Here is a 20,663-nt window from a genome sequence, read left to right as displayed (position 1 = left end):
CACCCCCCAGGTCATCCGATCGACAGGGGGCAACAGTCATGCCGGGCCCGGAGGCCAGCGGTCCTCTTGCAGGACCGCGAAAAACATAACGGGGTACCGCACCCAACAGCCGCAGATCGGCCACGGCACGACCCTGCACGGTGGTCACCACCGGCACCTTGCGCAGCCGGCGCCGGGATGCCGCTCCGGCGACGTCAAGGGCCACGGTCAGGCCGTGGGACATCGGTGTCACCCACAGATCCTCCTCCAGCGGCTGGAGAACGGAAGGGAGGGTTTCGGCGACAGGGCCGGGGCCCAGCAGCCGTGCGCCGCGGGGCGGGCGCGCGGCCATGGCCGTGATGGGCCGAGCCTGGAAAAGCCACAGGCGCTCCTGGGCGTCGAAGCCGAACTCCATGTCCTGCGGGCTGCCGAAGACCCGCTCGCTCTTCTTGGCCAGCGCCACCAGAGGTGCGATACGCCGGTGCGGGAGCAGCCGGTCGTCGCGGGCTTCGGCCGGTTCGGCCCCCACGAGCCGGCCACGCCTGGTCAGTTGGTAGCGCACTCCTTGGGTACTGCCGTCGACCAGTTGGTCCGGGCCGCCGCGTACCGCGCTGACCAGGATGCGGTCGGTACGCCCCTCGACCGGGTCGGCGCCGAACATCACGCCTCCCACGGCCGACCTGAGCATGGGCTGGACCAGCACGGCCATCCCGTCGCCCGGCAGGGCATTCGGGGACTGCCGCAGGGGCCGTACCTGCCGGGCGGAACCGAGCACGGTGCGCACTGCCGCGGTGAACTCCTCCCAGCCCCGCGCGTCGAGCACCGATTCGAAGCGCCCCGCCATCGACGAGTACTCGGTGTCCTCGTACACGGAGGAGGAGCGCACGACGAGCGCACGCGCGGAACCGTGTGCGCCGGCCAGCGTCTGCCAGGCGCCGTGCACCGCTTTGCGTCCGGTGGGGGCCTCGGGCGCCCGCTCCGCGGGCACCAGTACGAAGCCGGGCAGCACGGGCAGCCCTGCCACTGCGGCGCGGGCCAGGTGCGCGGCCTTGGCGCCGGTGAGATTCGGGTCCTGGGCCTCAGGGGCGTCCAGCGGTACGACCGCCAGTTCGAGATCGTCGATTGACATGGGTCACTACTCCTGTGAATGCGTGAAAGCGTGTGCCGGCCCTTGATCGGAGGCCCGCTTGGCCTCGCCGTACGCCACGACCCTGGACGGGGTGGGCGCGACGAGGCGGCGTCCGCGGCGTCTGCGGAGCCTTGCGACGCCGTAGGCCACCACGGTCACGGTGGCGAACACGGCGATGCCGATCGGCCCGGCCGAGTGCAGGAACTCGACGGCCGCCGCCCCGGCGAAGTAGCCGAGCAGCACATTGCCGATGCCCCAGACCAGCGACGCGGCGGTGCTGTGGACGACAAAGCGGCGGTACGGCACGCCCGACGCGCCGGCGGCGTAGGGAAGGAAGGTCCGCACGAAACCGATGAACCGGCCGGTGAACACCGCCGCGCCACCGTGACGCCCCAGGAAGGCCTGGGCCCGCCCGTGCAGGTGATGGCGGCCGGCCCTGCGTGAGCGCCGTCTGCCGGGATGACGCGCGCACCGACGGCCCAGCGCATAGCCCAGGTTGTCGCCGGTGATCCCCCCGGTCACGACGGCGGCGGCCAGGATCAGGACGTTGAGGTCGCCTCGGCCCGCGATGGCGGATGCGAGGAGGATGACGGTCTCCCCGGGGACCAGCAGCCCGATGAAGGCGCTGGTCTCACTGGCTGTCGCGGCGAACACGACAGCGTAGGACCACCATCCGGCCGCCTCGATGAAACCATCGATGTCCAAGGTCGTCAGCCCGTCTTCCGCAGCGGCACGGAGACGGTGGCCGGCCGTTGCCGCGTCGCCCCGTCACGAGGCCGGAACGGCACGACCCGGCCTTCGGGCTCCCAGGCGTCCGCAGGCCCGCGACCGCGTGTCCGGGGCCGCTGGAGACCTCCTGCCACGTACCACGCAACGAGGGGCACACCCGCGGCCCATGCCGCGCCGTGCATCTGGTGGTCGGCGGTCAGCACGGACGTCGCCACCGCGGACAGAGCCACCACCATCACGGCGATGCGCGCCCGCACGGCCGACAGGACGGCGGCCAGTGCCAGTCCCATCAGCAGGTACCAGCCCGCGAGGGCTCCGGGCAGCGCCACGTAGTCACGGACGACAGACCCCTCGGGCGTCGGCAGTCCGCGCAGGGACACGGTTTCGGCGAAGACGAGGCCGGCCGTGATGGACAGCAGCAACGCGATGGCCGCGCGGGCGTAGACCGCGGTATGCCGGTGGGCCAGCCAGAGCAGGCTCAGTGCCATCAGGGCCAAGGGGGCGATGGCGTGGATCTGTGAGAAGGCGTGCGCCGACTCCAGCAGGCCGAGGTGGTTTCGGTCGCCGGGGAAGAGCGCGATGAGGGCCGCGTAAAGGAGGGCGAGCGCCGCCGCTCCCGTGCCTGCGTGGCGCAACGTCCGCTTCACGGCCACCGACCGCGTGTGTGGGGCACGCATCGCGGACTTCAACGGTGCCGCCCGAGCTCAACAACGGTGCGGTAGATGCCGGTTCGGATACGAGCGGCGCATCGGGTGAGACGCTGCGGCGCCAGGAGCCGCCCGATGCCCGCGACCGCGGACGCGCCGCTGAAGTGCTGCATGGATGTACCTGTGCGGTGGGAGAGCGGCCCGGTTCCTTTTGAGCGATGTGCCTGGCCGGTCGAGCGGTGCGATGCGAAGGCGGTGGCCGTCGCGGTCGCGGTGTCAGTTCCCATGGTGAGCTCTTCGGTTAGTCGGTGTAGTTGATGGATCAACCATATCAAGATACTTGCTCCGGCAAGCAAGTATCCGGTGTGATCGTCTTTGTGCAGGTGGTTCGACCGGCGGTGACCGGCGCCGGCGCCTGGTCGCGGGTGCGCTGACGTGCGGCGCAACCGCATCGACGCTTGCAAGTCCCCTGACTTGCGAATCGCAAGCATTCTTGGAAGGGACCGTAGACGGCTCCGCGCGGCTCCGGTAGGGGATCACGAGTAATACGGATATAACGGGTGCCTATGGCTCGGCGCTCACGGTCCCGCGACGGACCGGGCCGGCAACGCGACCGCGACCATCCTGCGCCCGGATGGCGCCTGCCTTCAGAGGGCGCCGCGCAGCACGGCGACCGTCTCTGCCGGCATCCGCTGGGGAGACGGCGGTGTCCGCGGCCATGGCCGAACTGTGGAAGGTGCCGGGGAACAGGTGCAGCTCCACCGGAACGTTCGACCGTGCCAGTCGGCGCGCGTACTCGATGCCCTCGTCGCGCAGGGGACCGAACTGTGCCACGTTCACATACGCCGGCGGCAGACCGGACAAGTCCGCGGCGGGTGGTGAAGGTGGTCGGTCCGCAGGTTGGGGCCCGAGGATGCAGGCGGCGCCCGCTACGGCCTCAAGCTCGACCGGGCTGTCGATCGTGGCCGCGGGGTCGATCACGACCACCGGTTCACGGGCGATGACACGGTGCCGCAGGGTGGGCATGCCGGGCACGGCGGGGACGAGCGTCGCTGATGTACGGACACGGCGCGAACGCGTTCGCCACTGCCCCGGCATCACCCGCGCGAAGAAGCAGAACCACATCTGGCTCCCGCTGGCAGCCCTTGAGGATGAGCAGACTCGGGCCCAACTCGGCGCGGCTCGAAACGAAAGGAGCTCACGCAGCGCGCTGTCCGCGCCTTCGCCCGGTTCCTCGGCCAGTCGCGGCCGGACAGCATGGTGTCGGACCTGGCGCGGGAGCCGCCGGCCCCGGCAGTGCTGAAGCAGCAGAACATCGACGCCGACCGTCTCCGCGGCGATGTCGAGCGCAAGGTCCAAAAGGTCCGGGCTGCACTCACGGCGGTAGCCCCTGCGGTGCTCCAACTCAGACCGCACTAGGAACAGTTGCTGGTACGAATGACCGAGGCTCGCACACGGACGGCGGAGCGGTACGCAGAGCCGACAGGCGCCAGGCAAGACGCTCTTGGCGACAGCCGGGCAGCAGTCCTGCACAACCAGGCACAGCAGCCGCATCACCAAGGACGATCACCGTGACTCGGTGGACGGGCCACCTCAGCCGGTTGCCTGGTCCCTGCAAAGGTGGCGATGTCCGCCCGCGCCTACAGCGTCGCTGTCGCATGAGCGCGGCCGACGAAGCCAAGATGTTGAGACGGCGGGATGAAACCTTCCCTGCTTCATCAAGCGCTGACCAGGCGGATGCTGACAGAAGAGGGCGGGACTCAGTGACACTGAGTCCCGCCCTCTCTTTCCTGCTGTCCACGACACTCCTCCGACACATGCTCTGCCCTGACTCCTCCTGTGCAAGCTCCGCCGCAGCACAACCGGGTCATCGACCTGGTCAAGGCTGTCCTCGCCCTCCACCTGCTCGAATTGAGTGGGGAGAGGCCCTCAGTGGGTGCCACTCTTCTCGGCCTGGTCGAAGAACTTCATGGCCATGAAGCCGTGGGCATAGCCGCCGCCCGCGCGCAGCGCCGCGGCGATCATGATGGTTTCCGCCAGTTCCTGCTGGGTCGCGCCCGCGGAGTGCGCGGCCTTGGTGTGTGCCTCGATGCAGTACGCGCACTGGGTGGTCAGTGCCACGGCCACCGCCATGAGTTCGGTGTGCTTGGGCGGGATGGCGTTGTTGCTGCCGCGCAGTACCTGGTTGTCCCAGGCCATGAACGCCTTGAAGGCCTCCGGGGCGCCGGTGCGGATGTGCTTGGCGTACTGGTGGTCGGTGTGCTCGTGGTAGGACAACGTGCGCTCCTGTGACGGGGCCTCGGGGGCCGGAGTGACGGCCGGTCAGTACTTGTTGCGTCCGGCCCTGACGCCGCCGTCGACGTCCCAGGTGGCGCCGGTGACCCAGTCGGCCTGGTCGGACAGGAGGAAGGCGACGGTGGGAGCGACATCGTCCGGTTCGCCGACACGGCCGAGGGGGTGGAAGGTGTTGAACGCGTCGAGCGCGGAGTCGATTTCGTCCTTGGGGATGAACGCCTCGTAGATCGGGGTGCGGACCACGGCGGGGGCCACGGTGTTGACCCGGATGCCGTAGGGGGCCAGTTCCATGGCCAGGTGCTGGGTGAGGGAGTGCAGGCCGGCCTTGGCCACGGAGTAGGCGGAGGACGGGGTGGCAGCCATGGCCTGGTGCGCCAGCATGCCTCCGATGTTGACGACGGCTCCCTTGCTGCCGCGGGCGATGATGTTGCCGGCGACGGTCTGGGTCACGAAGTAGAAGGCCCGGGTGATGGCCTGGTAGCGGTCGTAGTCCTCCTGGGTGTGCTCCAGGAAGGACTTCGGCTCGAAGATCCCGGCGGCGTTGACGAGGAGGGTGGCGTCGGCGTGCTGCTCGGTCAGGATGCCGCGCAGGCGGTCCACGGCGGCGTGGTCGAACAGGTCGGCGGCCAGACCGACGACGTCTCCGTACCGGGCCAGGTCGGCCACCGCCTCCGCAGCGCTCTTCTCGGACCGGCCGGTGACGACGGCGCTGCCTCCGCCCTCGAGGACACAGCGGGCGGAGGCCAGCCCCATACCGCTGGTACCGCCGATCACGATGACCTTCTGCCCGGTGAAATCGAGGGTGATGCTAGGCATGCGGGTGCTCCTTGATGCGCGCTCTGTGCGCGTTTGTAGGGATGTGCAAAACTCCACATATCGGACATTGGGTAGTCAGGGTGAGTGCCGGATGAACCTCAGGGGGTTGGCTCGGGCGACGGCCCGGGGCCTCGCGTCTGACCGGTTCCCGAATGTCCGGGGAACGCCTCAGACTGTAGGGCGCTCCACGCGGCTCCGGTAGAGGATCAGGGCGAATGTGGGTATAACGGGTGGCTATTGCGTAGAGGAGAGAGTCGTGAACATCGAGGCGTTGCGCTATGCCCAGGCCGTCTCCCGGACGAAGTCCTTCAGTGCCGCCGCGCGGGCTTACGGGGTGACGCAGCCGGCCCTGTCGAGCGGCGTCGCCCGGCTGGAGGAGGAGCTCGGTGTGAAGCTCTTCGACCGCTCACCGCGCGGGGTCAAGCCCACCGCACAAGGCGCACGGATTTTGCCCCTGATCGACCACGTCCTCGACGACCTCGACACGCTTCTCGCCGAGACCCAGCGGCTGGCCCGTCCGGTCACCGAAGCGATCCGCATGGGCGTGTCCCCCCTGATCGGGGCCGACCTGGTCGCCCGGGCGTTCCGGGCCGCCCGCACCCTGGAGCGTCCACGCGACCTGGTCCTGCGGGAAGCGGACCTCGAGCCCCTGAGCAGCGACCTCCAAGCAGGTCGCCTGGACATCGTCCTGGTCCCCGCCGTGGCCGGCATGCACACGTTCCGGCACCGCGTCATCGCCCGTGAACCGGTGGTCGTGATCGACCCCGCCGCCTCCGGGGACGACAGCCCGGTCGAACTCAAGGCCGTAGCGGACGCCGCCTACATCCTCGGGCCCCCCACCTGCGGACTGACCACCTTCACCACCGAACTCTTCCACAACCACGACGTGGCGCTGCGTGCCTACCCTGGCGAAGCCGCCAGCTTCCGGGCGGTGGACGAGTGGGCGGCGATAGGTCTGGGTGCGGCACTCCTGCCTCGCTCCAAGATCACACACGAGCACACGAGCTGCCGCCCCCTCCTCCAGGCCGGGGCACCCGTCGAGATCGCCTACGAGGCCGTCTGGGACTGCGACACCCCTCTCGGAGCCGACCTGGAGGAATTGGTCACGGCTCTCACCGTGACCGGAGAGGCCGCACTGGTCGGGCGCGACACGGCATCCCGAGGGGCGGGAGATCAGCCAGGTGCGGCCGCCGGACTCGCGCGCATAGGGGATGAAGGCGCGGCTCACCAACCAGGTTGACAGTGCCACGGGGCGTTACCCGCTACACCACTCCTCAGGACGCTATCCGGCTCGGTACAGCAGCCCGAGCAATGCCCGGCGAGAACGGAAGGACGGGGCCGTTCCTCAGAATGCGCACCAGCCATGCTGGAGGCACGCTGGAAGGGCGCCTTTAGGGCGCCTTCTGAGGCCTCCTTACCAGTGGTGATGCCTCATTTTGGGCATCCTCAGCCTCGCCGGCTGTGACGCGTCGACGGGGGGACGTCATCGCCATGCATTTCGACAGGTGACGCATCGAGTGCCCCTCCACCTGCTCGGTCGACAACGCACGCGGAACCCGAATCGATGAAGGTGAGTGAAAAGATGGATCTGAAGCTCGAAGTCATCGTGCTGTCGGTCTCCGACGTCGATCGGGCCAAGAGTTTCTACGAGGCGGTGGGATTCCGGCTGGACGTCGACAACACGTTCAGTGACGACTACCGATTGGTGCACTTCACGCCGCCCGGCTCCGAGTGCTCCATCATCTTCGGCAAGGGAATGATCTCCGCCGCCCCCGGCTCGACCCAGGGCCTGTACCTCATCGTCTCGGACGTCGAGCAGGCCCGCACGGAGCTCGTCGGCCGCGGCATCAAGGTGAGCGAGGTGTTCCACGACGCCGGAGGGCTTCTCCACCACGGCCACGAGGCCGGAGACGCCGTCCACCGCGGCGCAGGCCAGGAGCGGATTTCCGGCCCACACCCCGACCGCACCTCCTATGCCTCCTACGCCACCTTCAGCGACCCGGACGGCAACGGCTGGGTACTTCAGGAGATCACGGAACGCCAGCCTGGCCGGTGACACCATGCCTGGCACCCAAGGAGTACGTTCGACGATCCAGCGGTGTCGGCCGGGCCCAGTGGAGGACTCTTTCCCAGCCATCGCTTGGGTGGCGCCTCCACCGCACAGGTCGATTCGCTCGCATGTTCAACTGTTAGGGGTGGGGGAATCACAGCAAGTCTCGTCTGTATGGCAAGGCTTTACAGTCCGGAAAGGCCGGTCGCCATGAACTGCTATGACTGCGCTACCAACGCGCTTCGACCGGTACAGGCTGTCGCTGTAGCCGCTTGCGCCCGGTGCGGGGCCGGGATGTGCCGCACGCATCTGCATGTCACCAGCGATCCGCTTCCTGGCGTGCCCAACCCCCCGCCCAGGCCCGAAGCCAGACGACTGACGTGCGACGTCTGCTATACAGCGGAGCGTGCGGCCGCCGGTGCTGCCTGAGTGCCCCGCACGGGTCACCCACCGTCCGCGCGGGCCGGCACTCGGCGCCTTGTCCGCCCGCACCCGCAAAGGGCGTATGCGGGGACGACCGAGCCGAGGCACGTGGATGGCTTCCAGGACGGCCACGAACTGAGGGCTGTCACCACGCTGACCGGCGGCGATCAGAAGCGATGACGGCCGCTGTCCCTGCGCGCACACCCCATGAATCTTGGTCGTCCAGCCACCCCTGGACCGGCCCAGGCCGTGGTCATCGGGCGCTGTACGGATGCCGCCGGGCGGCTCCTTCCGGCCGTTCCCGTCGCGACGGGCACCGGCCGCATGCTGGTGAACCGCGCGGGCGCGGTGAGCGAGCAGGACCGCGCGTGGGGTGACGTCGATGGCTTGCCGACGCCGCTGATGGGTCTTGGTGTCCTTGAGGCGGCGGCCGTTGTCGTAGTGCTTCACGAACAGTTCGAGGCGGTCGAGATTGATGTCCTACCAGCGCAGGGCGCACATCTCGCCGCGGCGCGAGCCGGTGACCATCGTCATGAACAAGAACGCGCCCCAGTCCAGGTCCTGTTGCCGGGCAGGGTTGAGAACGAGAGCCGCTTCCTCGGGAGTGGGTGGGTTCGGCTGCGGCTGGGAGGGCGGCTCGGCGAGGGCGGCGACGTTCGTTGTCACGTAGCCCCAGCGTAGGCCGCGGTTGAGTGCCGGCCGCAGGATGAAGTGAATCTTGCGGACGGTGCTCGCGGCGAGTGGCACACAGACATGCTTCTGCTTCGTCTCGGGGGCGGTACTGCCGTTGCGGCGGCCCCCGCACTGCTCCTGGCACTGGCGCAGGCGGGCGTAGAAGAGCTCCAGCATCTCGGCGGTGAGCTTCCCGGCCTTGAGGTTGCCGAAGGTGGGCTTGAGGTAGTTGCGGATGATGCCCACGGCCCGCTCGTACCACGTATCGACGTCGAACTCGGCCACCCCGAGCCGGCGGTCCAGCAGGAACGACATCGTCACCTGGGTCCTGGGGTGCCGCTCCTCGTCCACCTGGTGGAGGAGCCTGGTGCGGATCTTCTCGGCCTCAGCAGCGGTCTTGGCCTGCTCGACGAGGCGGATGTCTTTCCTCGTAAGCGGGGTCTCGACCGGCGTAGACCCGGACCTGGAAGCCGTCCCCGTGGGGCCCGGTGCTGCCGCGCTGACGTCGCTTGGATGTCGTGTTCGCCATGACAACGGAACCTGTTCGTTGGCCAATGCCGTGGCCACGAAAAACAGCGCGTTTACCTCGGTGAGGTAAACGCGCTGGTCAAACACTGTGCCCCCGGCAGGATTCGAACCTGTGACACCCGCTTTAGGAGCGAGGTGGGGCGAGTTGGGCCCTGACCCGCGGCAGGACGACTTCGTGGATGCTGACTGTTGACGCTGCCAGCCACCGCAGTTCCCCGTGGCTCCCGCCCGATCTGGCGCGGTTGTGGCACGTCGTAGCTCCTCAACGACGGCCCAGCCGGGGTCGCGAACCTACGCGCGCCGGCATAGCCAGTTCGGCCCGCAGCGCGTCCTCCAGCCCTGAAAGGCCATCCTCCACACCCTGGAGTGGCCACCCGTCCGCCGTTGAGGAGTCGTCGAAGATCACCGTCTGGGCGTGAAGCAGGGCACGGTGCACGTCACTCACAGCCGAACGAACCTCGTCGCCAGATATGAGAGACGCCTCGACGATCCACTTGTAAGCGGTCGACCGGTTGTCGAACAGCTTCCCGTCGTCTTCACCCTTCAGGATGGAGGCCAGCGAGTCATGCCAGCCGTAGAGCCTGATCAAGAGGTCCCTGTACAGGCCCTTCTTGTCATCTAGCCAGCGCACCTGTTCCGCATGTGCTCGTTGTTCCTGCTGGATCCGTACCTGTCCGCGCTGAGCAAGCCATGCGCCCGCAAAGCCAGTCACCGCTCCCACCGTTGTGCCCGCAAGTCCGACCAGCGCTGCTTCCATGACAGCTTCCTAGCAGAAGACTGACTCTACGAGCAGAGAAAGATCAAGGTCGGTGGAGTCTCAGTGGCTGAGTCCAGCTCGGTACCGCTGCCAGCCGAGGTTGGCGGAGTCTCAATCGTCCAGTCAGCGCTCCACTGGGTCCTGGAGCACTTGTTCGGAAGACGGCGTATGCGGATGGCGGCTGACCTGGCAACTTCTTGACCTGGGTCGGCGCGCGATCGGCGCCGCTGTTCCCGGGGAGTCCCCGCTGTGTCCCGCAGGATCGGGCACGCAACGGGCACGGCTAGAGGCTGTCCCGTAACCATGACCAGCAGTCCTGGACAGTTCTTGGGGGCCAGGCTGGACGGCTGATACTCGAGAATCCGGGCGAGACCGCAGCTTGGCAAGCCATACGATCCCCGCGTGAACGTCGATGTACCCGCCGAAGACCTCAAGTTCGGCGATCGCCTGGAACTCTCCGCTCAGTACGGCACCGAGTCCTGTCGCTGATCGCAGTGGAGCCGCGCGCACGGCATCGAGTTCACCGGCATCAGCCTCGAAGGCAGACGGGTCTCCTTCGGCATGACCTACGGGGAGACGGCGAGGCGCGTGTGCGTGATTCCTCGCTATAGCTCCGCATGATGGTTACGGGACAGCCCTTAGGCTGCGGCTCATGCCTGACATCAAGCCGACGGATCCGCAAGCCGAGAGGGCCAGGGGACGTGTCTCACTGTGGCTGGACTCCGAGGATCTTCGTCGGCTTGCATCTCACTGCTGCTGCTCTGAGGACACTTCCGAGGAAGATCGTGAGCAGTGTGGGCGCATCCGCTTCCGGGCATCGGCCGCGCTGCACAAGCACGGCCTGAGCCGCTGACCGCTGCTGGCGGACAGTCTTGAAATCCGTCGTGGCAGCGAGGTCACCGTGGGTTCAAATCCCACACCCACCGCAGGTGAACGGTCCCTGACCAGGCAAGGCGGTCAGGGACCGTTCTGGTCGTGGCATCCCGCAGCTGCCCCGTCTTCTGCTCGGCTCCGCCTGGGTCGATGGCAGACGGGATGGGAGCCCTCCACCTTCACCACGGCGCTGCCCGCAGACGCCCACGGACCCCCTCCATCCCGGAGCCTGAGCGCCCTCGCCGGAGGCATCGTCCTGACATGCACCTAGGGCGTTTCATTCGGATCGCCTCGTGGTGCCGCGGGCTCAGCCGAACCAGACCACCAGACGGACGTTCTCGTCCCCGTGGACGGTTGCCAGTTCCCGCATCGCGGCCCATACCGGACCCCAGCTGCCGTCCGGCGGGGCGAACATCCGGGACGTGAGGACCACGGGGCGGTACACGGCGCCGTTCAGGGGGACCTCGCCGCCCTGTGGCCATTCCGGTGGCATCAGATCCTCGCCGAAGATCTCTTCCGCCGCGTCGAGTACCTCGATCGGCGTCCAGACCACGTTGTGCAGGGCGAGCTCGCCGTCCGGGCCCGGCCGCCATTCGCCGATGCGGTTCCAGTCGGGACCGTCGCAAAGAGGCTCGTCCCAGTTGACCGTCGCGATCTCGGCCCAGGTGGCGTACGAGTGGCTGTGGTGCAGGTCACCGCACGTCTTCGGGACCGGCTCCGCGGCGTCGTTCGGAACTCCCCGTTGGTCGAACAGCGCCCGTGCCACACCGAGGCCCCCACCATTGCCGAAGAGACACTCCCAGGCGAAACGCTGGCGCACGAGCCCGAAGTCCAGCAGATCGAGCTCGGTCTCCCAACGACCGCCGGGCTCACGTACCTCGACCACACCGTCGATATCCGCCCCCACGGCGACGATCCTAGATGGCCCACCGGTGATCCAGAGGAAACGCCCTGGATTAGGAGCGAGGTGTGGGGCGGGTGGGGCTCTGACCTGCGGCAGGACGACATGGACGGACGCGGTCTGTGGCCACTGCCAGCCACTTCTGTTCCCCGTGGCTCCCCGCCCGATTCCAGTGGAAGTTCACCACCTCCGACCTGGACGATCTGCTGGCCGGACTCGACCGGCGCACACCACCGATCACCATGAAGAATCCTCCGCCCGACCAACAGCATGATCAACTCCCGAAGGGCTTCCGGAGCCGACCACCAAGCGACGCGCGAGGTGTGGGCGACCTCACAGTGATACAGGTCCACCGCCCTGCGCTCCCCTACTGGGAGGTCGAAAACGGCCGTCCCAACTCGAGGAGGGTTTGTTCACTTGCGCATCCACAAACGCACCGCCGTCGCGGTGGCAGCGGCACTGATCGGCTCGCTGACCCTGATCGGGGCGGGGGCAGTGACGGCCACGGCCGAGGAGACGAGCGTGGCGCTGCCCAGCGCGTCGTTCCGGGACATCGTCGTCGACGGAGTGCATGACCGGGTGTTCGTCAGCGACCCGACTGGCGGCAGCATCGTCGTCACCGACTACACGGGCGCGGTTGTTCAGCAGATCACCGCCGAGGAGGGGGCCGCGGGCCTCGTGCTCTCGGCGGATTCCAGCAAGCTGTACGTGGCCCTGTCGACGGTCGGCGCGATCGCCGAAATCGACACCGTCACCCTCACCGAGACCAACCGCTACCCGACCGGCGCGGACACCTCGCCCCAGAGCCTGGCGATGGCGGGCGGCAAGCTGTGGTTCGGCTACACGGTCGGCAGCAGCGGCGGCATCGGCTCGCTCGACGTGGCCTCTCCGGCCCCGGCGGCGACGCTCGTCCCGAGCGGTCGGTACTGGTACTACGCCCCGGCACTGGCTTCGTCCCCTGCCGACCCGAACGTCCTGGTGGCGGGCGAGGAGGGCGTCAGCCCGGTCACCCTGGCGGTCTACGACACAGCGGCCGGCGGCCTGCAGAAGCGCGCCGAGCGCTCCTTCTCCTCGTCGCCGTCGATCTCGTACCTCAACGACTTCGCGGTGACGGCGGACGGCCAGAACATCGTCATCGCGGCGAACAACCCGTCCGATCATCAGATCGTCCGCCTGTCGGACCTGTCGTCGAACGGCTACCACTCGAGCTGGCAGTTCCCGAACGCGGTGGCCGTGGCGGCCGACGGAACGGTGGCGACGGGCGCAGACGGCGACTTCGTGAAGACCTACCGCCCGGGTTCCACTTGGCCGGCGTTTCGCGAGTACGTCGTGAACGACCTCCAGCGCGACGGCCTCGCCTGGGCCCCGGACGAGAACCGCCTCTTCGCAATCACCGGCTTCTCCTACGGCAGCGCCCCCACGCTCCACGTCCTCCCGGACGCCGGCAAGCTGGACACCACCCTCAGCCTCCAGGCTCCCGCAACCTTGCGCAAGGGCAAGGACCTGACCGTCACCGGACAGCTGTGGGCAGCGGAGCCCTTCCCAGCAGGCACGACGGTGGAAGTGACCCGCACGGACGCGGAACAGCCGACCGGCACTCCGGTCGGCACCTTCCCCGTCTCCACAGCGACGGGCGAGTTCACGTTCACGGAACGCCCGCGCGAGACGGGTGACATCACCTACACCGCCACCTACAAGGGCGACGGCCAGCACATGCCCGCAACTACCCAGGCGACGGTGACGATCACCAAGTAGCCATCCTGAGCACCCCACCAAAGGCCCCGAACCAGCCAGGTACGGGGCCTTTGACCTCAGTAGCTGTGCCATGCGACGCCCGAGGCCGGCCGGGCCGCCTTCGTGGGATGGGCTTCGACTGTCAGTACCCACCGAGTGGACAGGGAGCCCTCCGCCAGAGGCTGTCAACGTAGGACGATGAAGTCTCCATCGCCCGGTGAAGCCCTGACGCGACGGGCTTGGAGCACCAGTTTGGAAGACCCGTATGCGCCTTCGGCCTGACCTGGCAAGTCCCTGACCTGCGCGGGAGCGCCTACAGCGCCGCTGTTCCCCGTGAGTCCCCGGCAGATGCCGCCGCACCGGGCACGCAGCGGGCATGGGGGCATGGGTCGACCTTCCGCTTTTCAGGCGAGTTGATCGGGCGGCCTTGAGCTCGCTTCGTGCCGACAACGACCAAGGCTGACACCCCGTCACTCACCGCTGTGTACCGTGGCGTTCGCTGACGTTGCCGTCAGACTGCCGTCAGATGCTGCCCGAGTCGCTCGCCAAGGCCTCGCGCGTCAGACGAGCTGCCAGGGCAACAGAGGGTAGGCGATCACCACGTATTGGTCGCTGCGAGCCGCGATCCTGGGAAAGGGCTCGAACCGGTCCCGCATTTCGTCGAACTTCGACACGTACAGCTGGTGCATAGCGAGCCACGGATACATCGACCGGAACAGCTCATCGCGGGCTGCCGCCTGTACCACAGGCCACATGGCCTCGGCCCAGGAGTCCTGATGCGGCGGCCCGCAGAGAGTAAGCATCTCTGTCCAGGCGTCGTCATGACTGCGGCTTGGCCGCGCAGCGTTCATGTTGCGACCGTCGTTCGCGACCTGCGGCGTGTCAACACCCACCCGCAACCAACGCCGCTGCCCGGGTCCGGGAGCACCTGTTTGGAAGATCCCGTATGTGGACCGAGGCTGACCTGCATGTCCGCTGACCTGCGAGGACGCGATGGTTGCTCCGCACCTCCCCGTGGCTCCCCCCTCGACCCCACCGGATCGGTCATGCGAGGGGCACGCCTCAGACGCTGGCGCTGGCCACCCACTCGGCCCTGAGGTCCGCGCACACGATGCGTACCAGATGTAGTCGCTGATGTGGGGGCATCTCAGTCCGCGCTCGAGGGCGGCCAAGATCTCGTCTTCCTCCGCCTCATCGGCCGTAGCGTTCATGAGGCGCTGCACGAGAGATATCGCCTCGTCACGGCTCAGCCTTCGGTGAGGCTCCACGATCACGCCTTCCCGGTCGAGATCCTGGCTGATGTGACCGAACACCTGGAGCGGTACGCGGGTGCCGGCAGGGATGGCCACGTCTTCCTCGGGCCCCAGGGTGGCCGACTGCGCCACAGCAACTTCCGTGCCATCTGGCACGTGTGTGGCACGGCCGCGATCATGCGAAAGGGCCAGTTCGAGGGGATTAACCCTCTGAACTGGCCCTTAGCGCTGTGCCCCCGGCAGGATTCGAACCTGCGACACCCGCTTTAGGAGTGGGATCGAATCCTGCCGGGTGGTGTCGGAGACTGCCGCGTGGAGTTATTCCACCTGGTCAGCGTCACGCGGCCTTGCGCTCAATCCCGCTCGTGGCACGTCGTGCCGGACGGTCCGCTCACGCACCGCTCACGCGTCGGCGTGCCTCTCGCATACGGTGGCGCGGGCATTAGCGCACGCGAGCCCAGCAAGATCTACAAGGGCTGACTAGCCGCGCTGACGCAGCTGTTGCACCACGGGTACCACGGCCAGACAGAGCAGCGCGGTTCCTCCGAACGCTGCACCTGCCGAGAGCAGGGCTCCGGAAACCGGGGCGCCGTCGATGACCTTGAGGAATCCGACGCACACCGCGACGAGGGCAGAGGACAACACCATGACCACCAGCCAGGGGATCCAGGCACTGTTCGTGGGCTCGTCGGCCAACGTGGGCTGGGTCGTCGGAGCAGACGGTTTGCGCCGGGTATTCACAGCATCGCTTCTTTCTCGAATCGGTGGCGGGGGGAGGTACCAGGGGCGGGTTCCGAAGACTGGCCCAGGAGCGCACCGGTCAGGGCGATGCGGCTGTGCCGTACTGAGGCAGCGACAGCCAGATGCGCGCGGTCCAGCTCGTCAAGGCCGTTCAGCGCGGCTACGATTTCTTGCTGCTCGACCAGGCTCGGCAGCGGAATCTGCAGCGATCCGAGAGATTCGGACCGGAGAGACGGGGCTGCGGTGGCCGCGGCCCGGTCCCGCATCCAGGCGACGGACTCGTCCAGGCACAGGTAGTGGAACAGGTATTCCGGCAGCACCCGGTCCTCCTGTCCCTCGGGCACACGGAGCCGGATGACATTGGGGCTCATCAGCCAGCCGGCCTGATGCTGCTGCACCAGCGCCGGCGGAACGATCGCACCGGAGCGGACACACACAATGTCCCTGTGCCGCAGCTCGAAGTTCCTCAGGCGACGGGCCGTCTCCTCCGTCACCCGCTCATCCGCCCCGTCGTTGATGCGCCGGTCCTTCAGATGCCGTGGGAACACCACAGGAACCGGGCCGTTGGCGCTGCGCTGCTTCTTGCCGAGCACGGAATAGGACGGTCCGGCCTGAATCTCGCACAGTGAGTCCAGGTTGGCCGTGGATGTCGGCTGGTTCCTCCGGAGCAGCGGTCCATGGTCCCCGACGAACGGCAGCCGGGCGGCAGCATCCTGTATGTCCCGTAGGTGCTTCTCGGCGTTGATCAGTCGCTCCTGGGCGGACACGAACTCGTGCTCGAAGCCGTCCCTTCCGCCACTTTGGCGTTCGACATGGTCAAGTGGGTTGAGCGAGTAGCCGTTGCGCCGCAGTTCTTCCCGAGATACCAAGGCGGCGGGTACGTGTGGTTCCGCAGTCGTCGGACCGGGGGGAGGAGCGGCCGCGCCCATGCTCCTGTGAGCGCGGTAGGCGTCGAGTAGAGATTCGGCGTCCAGGGCGCTGAGGACCCGGCGCGAGCCGTTCTTCGATCCCATGTGCCGTGCGTCGAGGAAAAGTGTGTTGTCGCACGGGTTGTCGGGGTGGCGCAGTATCCATACCGAGACGGGTACGGCGGTGCTGGTGAACAACTGGGCCGGCAGGGCGATGACACAGTCGACGACTCCGCTCTCCACCAGATTTCGCCGGATGGTCTGCTCGGCCTTGTGACCGGAGTTGCCTGCCTTGTTGGGCATGATGATCCCGGCTCGGCCCCGCTCGCGCAGCGTGGCCAGGCAGTGCTGGACCCAGGCAAGGTTGTCGTTGTCGAGCGGCGGAGCCCCGTATGCCCACTGCCCCTCGCGGCGTTCTTCGCGGCCGGGGTCGCTCATGTTGAACGGTGGGTTGGTGAGCACGATGTCGAACGACTCCAACGGGGCCCGCGCCGGGCCGTCGTGCCAGGGGGCTGTGCGCTTGAGGTCGAGAGCCGGGGAGGCACCATGAAGGAGGAGATTCATGGTCGCCAGTCGCCACGTGTCGGCGCGCCGGGTCTCGCCGTACGTCAGCAACGTCTCTTTGCGCGGCAGACCGTCCTTGTCCAAGGCGCAGGCGGCCATCGCCTCGATGAGGAACCCGCCGTCGCGGGCGTAGGGGTCGTAGACGGACTCCGGTTCCCCGGGACCGAATTCTGAGCAGGCCAGCCGCGTCATCAGCCGGACCACAGGGCGAGGAGTGAAGAATTCGCCGCTGCCCAGCGCGGCTCGTTGCTCGTACTCGTCGAGGATCAGCCCGAATACGTCCTCGGTGAGGCGGCTCATCGCATCCACGACATTGCGAAGGTCACGAGCAGTTCGTGGCTCCAGGCGCTCCAATGCTTCCTGCATGCTCGAATGGACACCGAGGCCACGCATGTCCTCGTCGGCCAGGCGGCCGACGTCCCGGAGCAACTGGGCTGCCTCGTCGAGACTGCTGAGGGCGCGGGCGCGGGCGGCCAATGTGTCGAAGCGGTCCGGGGCAGCGCCGCGGAGATAGTGGAGGCAGAGAAGCAGGTTCAGATAGTCCAGCACGCTGGCCGCCCCCCGTACGCGGTCGACGAGGCTGCCCATCAGATCGGCTACGATCCGCCGGTTCTCGGGGCGGGGCTCATCGACAGCGCCGGTCGGCATGCGGTACGACGACCCGGTGCCAAGACGGTGCCGCGCGGCGTCGGCTCCTTGCCCCTGCCTGGCACGGTCCCCGTAGGTGGTGCCGACGGGCTCCCCTTCGACGAGCCGCCCGGACGGCACCGGCCGTCGGTCCAGCCAGTCCATGATTTCCGACTGCCGGAAGTAGTCCTGTCCGTTGGAGCGCCGAGGAGAGGGAAAGTCGGTCTCCTGTTTTTCCCAGGCCGTTACGGTTGGTCGGCCTACGCCTGCGAGCGTGGCAATCTGCGCTCGTCCGAGCAACGGATCCTCACCGGTCGGCGGGTACGACATGAGCTCGGGGCCCCCTCAACTGCGCCATGAGAAATGGTTGATGGAGAGTGAGCCTAGAAGTGCGCGGCCGCGCTGAGCAACTGCGCACCTGGAGTGCGCAATCCTCTCCAAGGCTGTTAGGGCTACGGGTGTTGGTGGATCGTTGGCCCTGTGGCGGTGCTCTAGTCGCTATCTCAGAGACATTGCTCGCCGCTCACCGTTTGAAGAGGGTGTTGGGGCGAGCCTGTTCGCTCACGCGCGCGTGTGTGCCGCCCTGCCAGGCAAGGCGCTGCCTCGTCCACGTCGGATGATCATGGATGCGTCATGCTGCTGCGATGGGATTCGACGGAGCGGTCCAACGGGACGGTGACGCCTTCTGGCTTCAGATCGATCCGTATCTGATCGCCTCCGTCAACAACGCGGAGCCGCCTGCGGGGTAACGGCGGCGCGACCGACTGTCCACTATCCTCGGCGAGGCCGGTGACGGCTGGTTCCGGGCCGGTGTCCTCCTGTCCCCGCGGCTTGTGGAGAGCGCGTGGCTTCTTCGTCCCGGCGATCGGCTTGACCACAGGTAACGGAGGATCCCATCGGCGTACGGCCAGAGGTCAGTCGGGGGAGCCGGCGAGTCGTCGGAGTGAGGTGCGGGCGGCGTTTCGTCAGACCTTCTCGACTCGCACGGAGTGTCCCGCGAGAAGTTGAGTCATGTCGTCGGTGTCGGACGTGAAGACGGTTGCCTCAGCTCCTTGCACGGCTTCCCGCCCTGCCACAGCCGCCAGGATGGCGTCGATGGCGTACTTGTGACCATGCAGACCGGCTGCCTTCAGCATGTCGCGCGCCATGGCGATCACCTGGTCGTCCGTGTGCACGACGCGGATCCGGGACAGCGTCCAGTTCCACAGCGCCTGCTTCGACGTTTCGCGAGGGTCCCATGCTTCCAATGTCGTGAGCGCCGACGTGACGATCGGGATGTCGAGCCGCGGAGCCGTTTTGATCAGCGCGGCCATCTCCCGATCGCCGTGAACCGCCTTGGAGAGGGCCTCGGAGTCGAACACGAAGACGCGCTGTCGCTGCCGGTGCATTTTCGCTCGGGTGGTGCGGTTCACGCGGCCTCGTCTGAATGCGAGTGCTGCTCGTCGTGCCAGCCGTCAATCTCGGCGATACGGTCCAGCGCTGCTTGCTGCTCGTCATCCGTCACGGCGCCGTGCTCTTCTTCGAGGCGTTCAGCCAGCTCGCGCAGTCGGTCCATGGCGTCCTGATGAGCGGCGGCGGCCGCAATGTAACTGGACACCCCGCGCGCATCGACCCGTTCCTTGATCGATTCCACCAGCTCTTCCGGCACGGTGATAGTGATCTTCCGAGTTGCCATACTTCAAGTATGCCATGTCTTGTGTGTTGTGGGTGGGTGCCTCGGCTGCCGCCATCCTCGGCAGCCGCTTCACGCTTTGCCCGGGAAGTCGGAGCCAGGGCGTGACGGGCGTAGAGACCTTGCGGTGCGCGTGGGTGCTTGGCGATCCGCCCGCTCACGCAAACGGCCCCGGACGAGGAGTCCGAGGCCGAGTAGGAGCCCTCCCTGGGGGAGAAACCCCAGGTCAGGGCGGTAACGCGTTGTGCCCCCGGCAGGATTCGAACCTGCGACACCCGCTTTAGGAGTTCGATCAAATGGCGTGCCCGCCATACAGACCAGGAGATGCGTCGGTCGCGGCAGGCGTCTCAAGGCTGCTGAAGTCCATCGCCGTTGATGTCAGACGTGGATGTCACCCGTCGAGCAGATCCGGATACGGGCAGGGCTCCAGTGGGGCCCGCGGTCGGTCGGCCCACTTCCACCAGACGTGCTCGTTGGAGCAGCCCCAGACCATACGGCAGGTGCGCCGGTCGTCGTCCTCGCGGTGACAGAGCACCATCGAGCCAGCCCTCAGCGGGCTTTCGCGCTGGGGGCAGGTGGGCGCGGCATCGGCTGACACCCTCACACCGTAGCTTTCTCCGTGCAGCCTGAAGCCCTGAGCTTGGGAATCACCGGGCCGTCACGGAGGGGGTTGACGCTGACCAGCGCAAACGGCCTCTGGTGATTAATCGCGAGGCGTCGCGCTTGACTGCTCTTGACCGCTGGGATCCGCTCTTTCTGGCACGGATGTGGCACGGGCTTCCATCCGCTCTGACGGGTCGCGTCACCGACCCCGCACCCGACAACACTGTCACCCGAATGGCCCAACATAACGTGCCACCCATATGGGTGAAGATCAAGCTGGCTAGTGCCCCAACCGAGGCAATCTGTGAAAGGCGAACCAAATGCGCATTCGACGAATCCTCGCCGCAGTCTTCGCCACGGCAGCCCTCGCCGGACTCGGCCTCACAGGCGCCGCCACCGCCACCGCCGGCAGCGTCACCCCGGCCAGCGTCACCCCGGGTGAGTGCACGGACGGCGGCGGAACGATCGATCGGTCGACGCCCGTGCTCCCGACCTGCAGGGGCGGTATGTACGACGGGCAGACGGTCGACTAAACCCCACCAGGGCCCGTTGTGAAAGTGGATCGGCGCCCCGCAGCCACGCGTTGCGGGGCGCTCCCTCGCGAGCGTTCCCCCTCGGCTGACGGCTCAACGTGACGATCGCACACGGGCCCGATGAGGTCGGCGGGAGCGGCTTTGGGCGGGAGTCTCAATGACGAAGTCAAGCCGCTTGCGTGACCGGTGGGGCGGCGGTGAAGACCCGTCCGTCACGCAGCAGCGCCCA

At 67.5% G+C, this 20,663-nt stretch carries 20 protein-coding genes; 5 read left to right on the top strand and 15 right to left on the bottom strand.

Annotation, left to right across the window (positions count from 1 at the left end; genetic code table 11):
• The 6 genes from ACWCP0_RS40420 to ACWCP0_RS40395 form a co-directional block, all read right to left on the bottom strand.
• The coding region (locus tag ACWCP0_RS40420) for a PEP/pyruvate-binding domain-containing protein (RefSeq protein WP_451083712.1) at positions 1-1,108 on the bottom strand (1,108 nt) is incomplete at its 3' end.
• A 6-nt stretch (positions 1,109-1,114) separates the two neighbouring features.
• Positions 1,115-1,813 (bottom strand): DedA family protein, encoded by a 699-nt coding sequence (locus ACWCP0_RS40415; RefSeq protein WP_451083711.1) that lies wholly within the window; start codon positions 1,811-1,813, stop codon positions 1,115-1,117.
• 5 nt (positions 1,814-1,818) lie between these two features.
• A complete protein-coding gene (locus ACWCP0_RS40410) occupies positions 1,819-2,514 on the bottom strand; it encodes a hypothetical protein (RefSeq protein WP_451083710.1) in 696 nt (231 codons plus the stop codon).
• A gap of 534 nt (positions 2,515-3,048) precedes the next feature.
• Positions 3,049-3,843 (bottom strand): alpha/beta hydrolase fold domain-containing protein, encoded by a 795-nt coding sequence (locus tag ACWCP0_RS40405; protein WP_451083709.1) that lies wholly within the window; start codon positions 3,841-3,843, stop codon positions 3,049-3,051.
• Between the two features lie 570 nt (positions 3,844-4,413).
• On the bottom strand, positions 4,414-4,761 hold the full coding sequence (locus ACWCP0_RS40400) for a carboxymuconolactone decarboxylase family protein (RefSeq protein ID WP_451083708.1): 348 nt from the start codon (positions 4,759-4,761) through the stop codon (positions 4,414-4,416).
• Positions 4,762-4,806: 45 nt separating this feature from the next.
• The gene (locus ACWCP0_RS40395; RefSeq protein WP_451083707.1) at positions 4,807-5,595 is read right to left on the bottom strand and encodes an SDR family NAD(P)-dependent oxidoreductase; all 789 of its coding nucleotides are present in this window, start codon (positions 5,593-5,595) and stop codon (positions 4,807-4,809) included.
• Positions 5,596-5,851: 256 nt separating this feature from the next.
• On the opposite strand from ACWCP0_RS40395, the gene ACWCP0_RS40390 reads away from it, so the two are divergent.
• The 3 genes from ACWCP0_RS40390 to ACWCP0_RS40380 all read left to right on the top strand — a co-directional run bounded on the left by ACWCP0_RS40390 (position 5,852) and on the right by ACWCP0_RS40380 (position 8,074).
• Positions 5,852-6,835 (top strand): LysR family transcriptional regulator, encoded by a 984-nt coding sequence (locus tag ACWCP0_RS40390; protein WP_451083706.1) that lies wholly within the window; start codon positions 5,852-5,854, stop codon positions 6,833-6,835.
• Positions 6,836-7,177: 342 nt separating this feature from the next.
• Positions 7,178-7,651 (top strand): VOC family protein, encoded by a 474-nt coding sequence (locus tag ACWCP0_RS40385; RefSeq protein WP_451083705.1) that lies wholly within the window; start codon positions 7,178-7,180, stop codon positions 7,649-7,651.
• A gap of 168 nt (positions 7,652-7,819) precedes the next feature.
• Positions 7,820-8,074 carry a DUF2180 family protein gene (locus tag ACWCP0_RS40380; protein ID WP_451083704.1) on the top strand — a complete coding sequence of 85 codons (255 nt, stop codon included), beginning with the start codon at positions 7,820-7,822 and terminating at the stop codon, positions 8,072-8,074.
• Positions 8,075-8,548: 474 nt separating this feature from the next.
• Here the strand turns inward: ACWCP0_RS40380 and ACWCP0_RS40375 are convergent, their stop codons facing one another.
• The 3 genes from ACWCP0_RS40375 to ACWCP0_RS40365 all read right to left on the bottom strand — a co-directional run bounded on the left by ACWCP0_RS40375 (position 8,549) and on the right by ACWCP0_RS40365 (position 11,805).
• The gene (locus tag ACWCP0_RS40375) at positions 8,549-9,307 is read right to left on the bottom strand and encodes a hypothetical protein (RefSeq protein ID WP_451083703.1); all 759 of its coding nucleotides are present in this window, start codon (positions 9,305-9,307) and stop codon (positions 8,549-8,551) included.
• 223 nt (positions 9,308-9,530) lie between these two features.
• On the bottom strand, positions 9,531-10,025 hold the full coding sequence (locus ACWCP0_RS40370) for a hypothetical protein (RefSeq protein ID WP_451083702.1): 495 nt from the start codon (positions 10,023-10,025) through the stop codon (positions 9,531-9,533).
• 1,180 nt (positions 10,026-11,205) lie between these two features.
• A complete protein-coding gene (locus ACWCP0_RS40365; protein WP_451083701.1) occupies positions 11,206-11,805 on the bottom strand; it encodes a hypothetical protein in 600 nt (199 codons plus the stop codon).
• A 411-nt stretch (positions 11,806-12,216) separates the two neighbouring features.
• Here ACWCP0_RS40365 and ACWCP0_RS40360 point away from each other — a divergent pair, with 411 nt between their 5' ends.
• On the top strand, positions 12,217-13,554 hold the full coding sequence (locus ACWCP0_RS40360; protein WP_451083700.1) for a YncE family protein: 1,338 nt from the start codon (positions 12,217-12,219) through the stop codon (positions 13,552-13,554).
• Between the two features lie 539 nt (positions 13,555-14,093).
• Here the strand turns inward: ACWCP0_RS40360 and ACWCP0_RS40355 are convergent.
• The 6 genes from ACWCP0_RS40355 to ACWCP0_RS40330 form a co-directional block, all read right to left on the bottom strand.
• Positions 14,094-14,384, bottom strand: a complete 291-nt coding sequence (locus tag ACWCP0_RS40355) for a hypothetical protein (RefSeq protein WP_451083699.1) — start codon at positions 14,382-14,384, stop codon at positions 14,094-14,096.
• Positions 14,385-15,266: 882 nt separating this feature from the next.
• Positions 15,267-15,482 carry a hypothetical protein gene (locus ACWCP0_RS40350; RefSeq protein ID WP_451083698.1) on the bottom strand — a complete coding sequence of 72 codons (216 nt, stop codon included), beginning with the start codon at positions 15,480-15,482 and terminating at the stop codon, positions 15,267-15,269.
• A 41-nt stretch (positions 15,483-15,523) separates the two neighbouring features.
• On the bottom strand, positions 15,524-17,791 hold the full coding sequence (locus ACWCP0_RS40345; RefSeq protein ID WP_451083697.1) for an N-6 DNA methylase: 2,268 nt from the start codon (positions 17,789-17,791) through the stop codon (positions 15,524-15,526).
• A gap of 800 nt (positions 17,792-18,591) precedes the next feature.
• Entirely contained in the window at positions 18,592-19,038 is a 447-nt protein-coding gene (locus ACWCP0_RS40340; RefSeq protein WP_451083696.1) for a hypothetical protein, read from the bottom strand.
• Entirely contained in the window at positions 19,035-19,301 is a 267-nt protein-coding gene (locus ACWCP0_RS40335; protein ID WP_189469023.1) for a ribbon-helix-helix domain-containing protein, read from the bottom strand. The genes ACWCP0_RS40340 and ACWCP0_RS40335 overlap by 4 nt, the downstream gene beginning before the upstream one ends.
• 388 nt (positions 19,302-19,689) lie before the next feature.
• Positions 19,690-19,896 (bottom strand): dehydrogenase, encoded by a 207-nt coding sequence (locus ACWCP0_RS40330; protein WP_451083695.1) that lies wholly within the window; start codon positions 19,894-19,896, stop codon positions 19,690-19,692.
• A 325-nt stretch (positions 19,897-20,221) separates the two neighbouring features.
• On the opposite strand from ACWCP0_RS40330, the gene ACWCP0_RS40325 reads away from it, so the two are divergent.
• A complete protein-coding gene (locus ACWCP0_RS40325) occupies positions 20,222-20,434 on the top strand; it encodes a hypothetical protein (protein ID WP_383360907.1) in 213 nt (70 codons plus the stop codon).
• Positions 20,435-20,663 lie beyond the last annotated feature (229 nt).

Source organism: Streptomyces sp. NPDC001970 (genome assembly GCF_053594115.1).
This window is presented reverse-complemented; position numbering and strand designations above follow the sequence as displayed.